This is a genomic window from Pseudomonadota bacterium, assembly GCA_030860485.1.
In the GTDB taxonomy this organism is placed as follows: domain Bacteria; phylum Pseudomonadota; class Gammaproteobacteria; order JACCXJ01; family JACCXJ01; genus JACCXJ01.
The window spans coordinates 1-8181 of record JALZID010000368.1 but is presented as its reverse complement, the minus strand read 5'-3'; the positions used below and the strand labels follow the sequence as shown (position 1 = coordinate 8181).

At 64.3% G+C, this 8181-nt stretch carries 6 protein-coding genes and 1 pseudogene; 4 read left to right on the top strand and 3 right to left on the bottom strand.

Annotated elements, in window-relative coordinates; genetic code table 11:
* The first annotated feature begins 1034 nt into the window (after positions 1–1034).
* Positions 1035–2261 carry a saccharopine dehydrogenase NADP-binding domain-containing protein gene (locus M3461_22815; GenBank protein MDQ3776973.1) on the top strand — a complete coding sequence of 409 codons (1227 nt, stop codon included), beginning with the start codon at positions 1035–1037 and terminating at the stop codon, positions 2259–2261.
* Between the two features lie 304 nt (positions 2262–2565).
* On the opposite strand, the gene M3461_22810 is transcribed toward M3461_22815, so the two are convergent.
* Positions 2566–2835, bottom strand: a complete 270-nt coding sequence (locus tag M3461_22810; protein ID MDQ3776972.1) for a hypothetical protein — start codon at positions 2833–2835, stop codon at positions 2566–2568.
* Between the two features lie 374 nt (positions 2836–3209).
* On the opposite strand from M3461_22810, the gene M3461_22805 reads away from it, so the two are divergent.
* Both M3461_22805 and M3461_22800 read left to right on the top strand, forming a co-directional pair.
* On the top strand, positions 3210–3620 hold the full coding sequence (locus tag M3461_22805; protein MDQ3776971.1) for an LEA type 2 family protein: 411 nt from the start codon (positions 3210–3212) through the stop codon (positions 3618–3620).
* Between the two features lie 122 nt (positions 3621–3742).
* Positions 3743–3964, top strand: a pseudogene (locus M3461_22800) (IS5/IS1182 family transposase).
* Between the two features lie 104 nt (positions 3965–4068).
* On the opposite strand, the gene M3461_22795 reads toward M3461_22800, so the two are convergent.
* Both M3461_22795 and M3461_22790 read right to left on the bottom strand, forming a co-directional pair.
* Positions 4069–5700 (bottom strand): hypothetical protein, encoded by a 1632-nt coding sequence (locus M3461_22795; protein ID MDQ3776970.1) that lies wholly within the window; start codon positions 5698–5700, stop codon positions 4069–4071.
* A gap of 87 nt (positions 5701–5787) precedes the next feature.
* Entirely contained in the window at positions 5788–6777 is a 990-nt protein-coding gene (locus tag M3461_22790) for a class A beta-lactamase-related serine hydrolase (protein ID MDQ3776969.1), read from the bottom strand.
* 216 nt (positions 6778–6993) lie between these two features.
* Here M3461_22790 and M3461_22785 point away from each other — a divergent pair.
* Positions 6994–8181 (top strand): hypothetical protein (locus M3461_22785; protein MDQ3776968.1); only part of this gene is annotated, 1188 nt, incomplete at its 3' end.

The window sequence follows — 8181 nt, the reverse complement described above, 5'->3', positions numbered from 1 at the left end:
CAGCAGGTAAGGGGTGTCACGATCACAGGGACGGAAATGGCTCATGCGCGCTCGCTCATCGGAACCCTGACCGATCCGATCCCCTCGCGCTTGAAAAGTTCCACGCTAAGTCCGACAGGCTGCTAGGTCGTTCGATTGTCGGACGTTGAGGACGCTGTCTGACGGATGTCCAGGGACACGATGCATGGTTGTGACGACATACACCTCGCACTGGCTCAATGGACGCCCCCTTCAGGCCGTTCACGGCCGCGAGGAGGGGGGTTGGGGGGCCGGACGGTGGGCGTACGATATGCGATCCCATATGGCCGCCCAGTGCGGGTATGTATGCGAGGTACGGGTACGCGAGGGTGCGGATTTGACAATCAAGGGGCGGGGCATCGATGCTAGGAAGGGAAGCATCCAAACCTGTTCGTGGCCTTGCGAAGGGCATGCGGGACTTTTGCGGGACGTCGTTAGTTAGATACGGTACGACACTGTTCTACATCTTGAGTGCAACGGGCGCGGGATAGTAGATGATGAAGACAATGGTTTACAGCAGAACGATCTGCCTCATAATCCCTTGGTCGCAGGTTCGAATCCTGCCGGGCCCGCCAAACTCAAAGACTTATGCGTGCTTTGGAAAAGCGCTGTCTTTTTTCGCACGCAACCAAGCCAGCAAGCGCACACTGGTCGAAAACGAGGTACCGGCCGCTGCGACTGGTGTATCGTGCCGTGAGCACCCACCGAGCACATGAACTGGAACCTATCTCAAAATTGCCTGAGCAGGATTGCTATTGTTGCAAGCTGAACAAGCCAAAGATATTCTCGGCATAATATTACCATTGAACGAGGAGACGCCGTTGCCACTGAATCCAGGCGAAGAATGGCGTGCAAAGTTCAACACGCGATGCACGCATACAAATTATCGGGATGGACAGCCGGAGAATTATTGCGTACCACAGGAGTAAAGTCGTGCAACTGCGCCGTTGCTCGCCTATGGGGTACTTCCCCGCCGGCGTAATATTATGACTAACTAGGAAGGAACGATGCGTCCTATGGCCGAGCGTGATTATGATTTAGTGTTTTATGGAGCTAGTGGCTTTACCGGCAAACAGGCGGTCAAATACTTCGCTCAGCATGCCCAAGAGCTGCGTTGGGCCATCGCCGGCCGCAATCGAGAGAAACTAGAGGCTATGAGGGCGCAGATCGGAGCCCCTGCGAGTACGGCAGCAGTATTGGTCGCTGAGAGCGGCGACCAAGCGGCGGTCGATGCCATCGTGTCCCGAACCCAAGTGATGCTGAGCACGGCCGGGCCTTTCGCGCTCTATGGCAGTCCCGTCGTCGACGCTTGCGTGCGCTTCAAGACCCATTATGTCGACATTTCCGGCGAGACAGGCTGGGTACGGGAGCTCATCGATCGCTACCATCAGCGAGCGGCGCTCGCGGGGACGCGCATTATTCCTTTTTGTGGGTTCGATTCGGTACCTTCCGATCTCGGTACTTATCTCCTGGTTCGCCATATGCGAAGAGAGCTAGGCGTGCCGTGCAAAGAGGCGAAGGCGTTTTTCCAGCTGTACGGTGGCTTCAACGGCGGCACCGTCGCATCGAGTTTTAACACCCATGAGTCTACCCGGCCGGGGGAGCTAAGCCACCCCTTCCTCCTCAACGCCGAAGGCGCTCGTACCGAATACGAGATCGAACGCAGTCAAGACCCGATGCGGCCGCGCTACGATGCCGACATCGGAACGTGGGTCGCGCCTTTCTTGATGGGATCGATAAACACGCGAGTCGTACGCCGTAGCGCCGCGCTTTACGCTCAATGCGGAGAGCCGTATGGCTCGGAGTTCGTCTACCAAGAATATCAGAGGTTCAACCGTCCGTTCGCGCGGATCAAAGCCGCCGCCGCGACGGCTGGCATAGCGCTGTTCGAGAGCGCGATGTGGCGACCTTCTATCCGTCGGCTGCTAAAGCCCTTGCTACCTGTACCCGGTAGCGGCCCTTCTGAGAACACCATGGCAAATGGCTGGTTCCGCTGCCAGCTCCTAGGGCTCAGTGACGATGGCGGTAGAGTGAGTGCTCTTATCTGTGATCGAGGCGATCCAGGGAACCGGGTCACGGTGAAATGCCTGTGCGAGTCGGCGTTGAGCCTCATATCGAACACCGATGCCCTCCCTGGTGGGTATGAGCGCGGAGGCGTCCTGACGCCAGCCACCGGGCTCGGTGAGGTGCTTGTGGAACGACTGCGCGAGGCAGGAATGATCATTGAAATAAACAACGCTTGATTGTAGGCCACAGAAACCCCATCCTTCCCACGCTAGCGTACCGTCGTTATGCAGCCTTGTGATCGGCGTAAACCATCAGGCAGAGTCACCGGCTGGGACTTGTGTGTGGCGAATTGCAAATTCTAGGACAAATGCCACGCTGATTGCAGTCTTGGGAATCATAGCCGGGTTGGTAAGGTAGGCGGCGTGCGAGAACTCTTCGCCCTCCTTGCCCACCTTCTCACGACGCTGGTCAAGCTCTGCCGGCCCGGTGGGCTTTATGCAGTGGTGGCTGAGTCACTGGCGGTGGATCATCAACTGCAAGTCATGACGCGGTCTCGTTGTCGTGCACCAAACGCGGCGACGGACCCCCGGCGCCCAGCTTCTGCGCCACGGCGTCAAGGAGTTCCTGGTCGCGCCCTGCTCCGACGAAGAGCTGTGCTCCCGGCTGCGCACTGGCCCAGCTGCGGCGCGCCCACTGGCTCCTGCAGGCTGAGTTGGTCATCCAGACCGCCGACATCGAGGCGCTCGCCCCCGAGGTCACCGCCCGCAAGCGGGAGTTGCACGCCGCGCTCGAATCGATGCGGACCAGCATGAAGGGCGCTGGTCAGGCCGCTGCAGATACTCGAGATTGTGCTCGACTACCCCGGACGGGAAGGGCTGGCCGCGGCTCCGCGAGATCGACGTCGTCGAGCTGCCGTACGAGGCGGCCGAATAGCTACGGCGGCCCGCCGCCGGCATGGGGCTCAGCCGCGAGGTCACCGGCGATGACGGGGCTACGCAGTGATCGCCGAGCCTCGCCTGCTGCGCATCGCCCCGCTCAGCCGGGAAACAGCCGGTACAATATCATCCCACATCCACCACCACTCGAGGTGCAAGTCATGCTCCCACTTCCAGGCCCGGCTCCTGGCCGCCTCTTTTTCATCGCCGTGCGTGTTGCTCGCGCTCGCTCTGGGGGGCTGCGCTGGAATGCTTACCCGCGACCCGGTACGCATAAATGTGGTAGGCATCGAACCGCTTGCAGGTCAAGGCCTGGAAATGCGCTTCAACGTGAAGCTGCGGTTGCAGAACCCCAACGAGACGGCGATCGAATACGACGGCGTGGCACTCGCGTTGGAGTTGAACGGCAAGCCGTTCGCCAACGGCGTGAGCAACCAAAAAGGTAGCGTGTCACGCTTCGGCGAAACCGTATTCAGCGTTCCTGTGACTGTCTCGGCGTATGCCGCCGTGCGACAAGCGCTGGGCCTGGTCGACGCCGCGAAACTCGACAACTTGCCGTACGTTCTGCACGGTAAGCTCGCCGGAGGGTTGTTCGGCGGAATGAACTTCACCGACAAGGGGACGCTGAGCCTTCCGAACGCGGGCAAGACCGGCGCGTGAGAACCCGGTCACCCTTCTGCTCTAACAGGTTGTTGAAAACTCGATTTATGACGTGAGATAATGGAACTTCTGGCAGTGGCATCGATCAGATCGGGAAACCTGATCGAAGAGGGGCCCCTGCGATGCGCGGTTTGGATACACGACAAGAAGGTATGTTCTCTTACGTCTCACCTTATCCCGGATTCCGAGGGATCATCCGCTGCGACCCATCCGGGAGATGGGTCCATGACGCGCTGAAGGAGCTGTCGGCGGACTTCGATGTCCTATACTCGCACACGGGCCGACCCTCCATTGCCCCGGAGAAGCTCATCCGGGCGCTGCTGCTGCAGGTGTTCTACTCTATTGGATTGCCGGCTCTACAAGAAGGGCGAAGGCCAGCAGGCAAAGCTAGCGTATTGGAACCTGGGCAAGACGGCCGAATCTTGCCCGCGCCCGTCGGACGAGCCTCCTAGTCGAACAGCAGCGTCTTACGATCCACCGTGTAGCCATAGCCCACGCGGCGCAGCTCGCGGTTGAAGTCGTAGCCCTGCGTGCTCGTCGTGCTCACGCCCTTGATCTTGTAGAACTGGATCGCATCTGGGACGTACGGCGCCTCGTAGAGCGTGAGCCCCTGGTACGTCTTCCCCTCGCGCGCGCGCTCGCCGACGAACTTGCCCTCGCAGACCTGATCGAAGGTGACTTGGCCGATCGGGCCGTAGTTCATATCGTTGCCGTAGAGCCACTCGTAGAAGTCTTTGCGGGTGTTCTGCGCCCAGATCTGGTTGGCGACTCGTACCTTGTTGTGGCGGAACGCGAGGTAGTACTGCACGCCCATGATCTCGACATTGCCGTCGCCCTTGCGGTCGAAGACATCGTAGCAGTGCGACTCGTTGCGGTAGGTGACGATGCCCTCCATCTCCGCAGAGGTCGACGGCAGCACCTCGCGGAGCTCCGCGAGGTGGCCGGTGTTCAGCCGCGTGCAGCCGTGGGAAACCGGGCCGCGGCTCGTGATCGCGACGCGATTGTAGGGCTTCCCGCTCCGGCTGCCCTCGGTGTACGAGGCCCACTCCTTCGGCAGCAGCGGATGCCCCTGAATCCAGTTGCTGATGCCGGTGTTGTGGATGGAGTTGTAGTAGATCCCGCCGCCGTGCTCGTACGGGAGCATCGGGAGCATGCCGTAATAGCCGCGCGACGAGATGTAGTCGACCATGCCCGTCCTGCCCTTGCCGTACGCGCGCGGGATCAGCGGCCAGACCCCCGGTGTCGAGATGACCGGGATGGTGCGCCCGTCGTGCGTGGTCGTCGCGTCGTGGCTCCCCGCCGGGTAGATCGCGGTGTACTCGTAGTAGTCGATCTTGCCGTCGCGCATCTCGTAGACGCCGTCGGTGACGCTCGTGAAGAAGGCCGCGGCCTTCGGGCCGAAGGCTACCCGGTCGTCGGCCTTGGCGAGCACGATCAGCTTGGTGAAGGCGGCGTCCTCGGCATCGCTCAGCTCGTAGGCGAAGATCCGGTGCGGGAAGAGCGCGTTCACGAGATCGAGCTTGGTCTCGAGATCGGCGGGCGCGGGGCTCGACTTCAGGAGCGCCGCCCATGCCGCGGCGAGCTGCCCGAAGTCCTTCTGGATGCGGTACAGCCGCTCCGGGTGCAGCTTGTCGATGGTCCGCACGTTCAGCGCGCGCCACTCGGCCGGTGAGAGCGACGTCTTCTCGGCGGCGAGACCGCGCAACCCCTCGGCCTCGAAGCGCTTGTGATAGTCCTCCCACGCCGTGTTCGCGGTGAGCACGATGATACCCTTGTCGATGAGCTCCAGGTAGAGATCGTGCCTCGCGACCTGGTCGGTAAGATAGTGGTCGAGCGCGGCGTCGGGAAGGACCATCCGCACGCGCAGCTGGTTGCCGCGGGCGACGTGCATGGTGATGCGTCGCTTGTCCTGCACGCGCGGCGCGAAGCCCGTGTAGAAGCTCGGATCGTACTCGTTGAAGAAGACCCCGTACGGCGTGGGATCGGTCCAGCGCTCGCGACTGAGCGCGGCGGCGTCGGGTCCGGCCAGTCCGAGAGCCAGGGCTACCAAGCCGTTGAGTGTCGCTAGCGTTCGCGTCATGACGTGTCGTCCTCCCATCGTGTCGAGCCTCGGCATTCTAGCCGCACCGGCCGGCAAACCTGAACGCTCGTGCTCCGCGACGCGGGGCTACTCGCTCGGGACGAGGTGGCGCACCACCCGGTCGGTGAAGTCGGCGATGAACGACCCGCGATAGCGCGGGGTGCCCTCGACGAACGCGGCCACGACGATCTGATGTCCCGAGCGGTGGCGGACGATGCCGGCATCGGCGTGAATCGGGCCCCAGGTACCGGTCTTCGAGTAGACGTCGAAGCCCGGGGCGCGCGCCGCGCCGCCCGCAATGCGATGGCGCAGGTAGGGCTGCTTCGCCACGTCGCGTTGCATGCGCCGGCGCACCTCCTCGCCGGTCGCCGGGGCGAGGGCGCGGTCGGTGGCAAGGAGCGCCAGCAGGCGCGCCGATCCCACGGCGGTCATGGCCTGGCCGTTGCGGAACGCGCCGCTGCGCGCGGGCAGGCATCCCGGCATGGCGGGATCGCTGAGGAACTGCTGCTCGCGGGGAGAGATGTCGCCTCCGTCGTAGGTCGGGTGCACGGTGTGAAGGTCGGTGATGCCGAGGCTCGCGAGCCAGCGCTTGACGGCGAGACGCTTGTCGCGGAAGGCGCGGTACTCGGAGAGCCCGAGCCGGGGTCCCGGGCGGGTGCCGGTGAGACGGGCGACCACCTTCTGCGTCGCCTTGTTGCTGCTGGCGTAGACCATCTCGCGCAGCTCGTGGTCGACGGTGGCGTCGATCTTCAGCCGACCCTCGTCCCGCCATGCGAACGCCGCCATGAGGTAGACAAACTTGGGGACGCTCGCCGGGTACACCGGGGAGGTACCGTTCCAGTGGGCGAGACGCGCCGGGCCGGCGCTTGGGAGGTCGATGACGGCGACGCGGACGGTTTGCCGGCGGAGCGCCGGGTCGGTCTTGCGGAGCGCGGCGACGGTGCCGTCGACGAAGGCCTGCAGCCCCGGGTCGGCCTCGATCGTGTCCAGCCAGGCCGCGGCCTCGGACTCCACGCCCGCGGGCGTGGCGGGCGCCTCGACTGCGAGCGCTGCCGCGCCGCTCCCGAGCACGAGCACCGCCGCGCCGACCGCCGCACGTACACACCGGAGACGGAATCGCACGGGGCCATAGGGTATGCGGCGTGTGGGAAAGCGGCTAGTCCACCCCCCAACACGGCCGAGTGCGAGCGGTTCCCCTCGGCCGGCAGCCGTGTCAATATCCGCGATCGGCGCGCGGAGCGACGTGCCGCTGCTACGGGGGGGAGAGGACTGGAGACGTTGTACCGACGACCGATGACCGTGCGCGTGCTCGGCGCGCTCATGCTGGCGATGGTGGCCGCCGCGGCGCTCGCGCGCGGTCCCGCGTTGACGGACGCCCAGATCGCCAAGCTCGACCAGAGCTGGCGGCTCTGCCTCGCCAAGAAGAAGGGGCCGTACACCAAGAACTATTGCGTTTGCCAGGACGGCGAGAAGCGACCCGTGCAACTCCCCGACGGGCGCATCGTGAGTCCGTGCAGCGGCAACGCCCGGTTCTGCGCGGCGTTCCGCGAGCCCTGGGCCCAGGCGCTCGCCGACGAGGGCATGTACATCGCCAACCTGTTCTCACGCGATCTCTGGCAATGGGACTCGTTTCCCGACCACCACGACCTGGTGCGCGGCTACATCCTCGAGAAGTTCTTCGTCGAGACGCATCCCCATCACAAGCTCGCGGAGATGCGCGCGTACGGCGGGCTCGCCGGCGCCGAGTACGAGGCGCGGGACGCGCCGCGCTTCTTCGAGCGCTACCTTGCGCTCGACAGCTTCAAGGAGCCGCGGCACTACCTGCTCGCGTACGACTTGCAGCGGCGCTTCTACGTTCGCGCCGATGAGGGCGACATCGTCAAGGTGCGCAACCTGGCGTCCGCCATCCACCGGCAACGCGAAAGCTTCAAGCCGCTGCGCGACGCCGTTCACAATCAGATCTCGGCGGCCTTGATTCCGAGGATCGCCGCCTACCGCGACCAGCTCGCGCGCGGTGACACGCGTGCCCGGGTCGAGGAGCTCATCGTCGAGATTCGGAAGCTGACCTCGCTCGACGAGGCCGCGCTCCAGGCGCAGCTGCCCGCCATCGAGGATGCGCCGACGCGGGAGACCCTGGCCGCGCGCCTCCCGGCACCGGAGACCCCCAACCTCGAGGCCGTCACGGCCCTGGCGGACGTGATGGTAATCGCGCGCCGCGCCGTCGAGGCCAAAACCGTGTCGGTAGGCGACCGCCGCCGGCTCATCGACCTGGCGATCACTGCCGCTGCGTTCCTCCAGCGTCGCACGGCGCAGTTCATCGCCGACGGCGGTCCAAGCGCGCGCCAGCTGCTGCGGCTCCTCGCCGCCCTGAGCGACGCCGCACACGGCGCCGGTTTGCTGATGGAGCGCGAGCGGGTCGCGCTCGGACGCACCTTCGCGCGTCTTCTCGACGCGCCGACGCCGGTGCGCGGCGACCTCGAG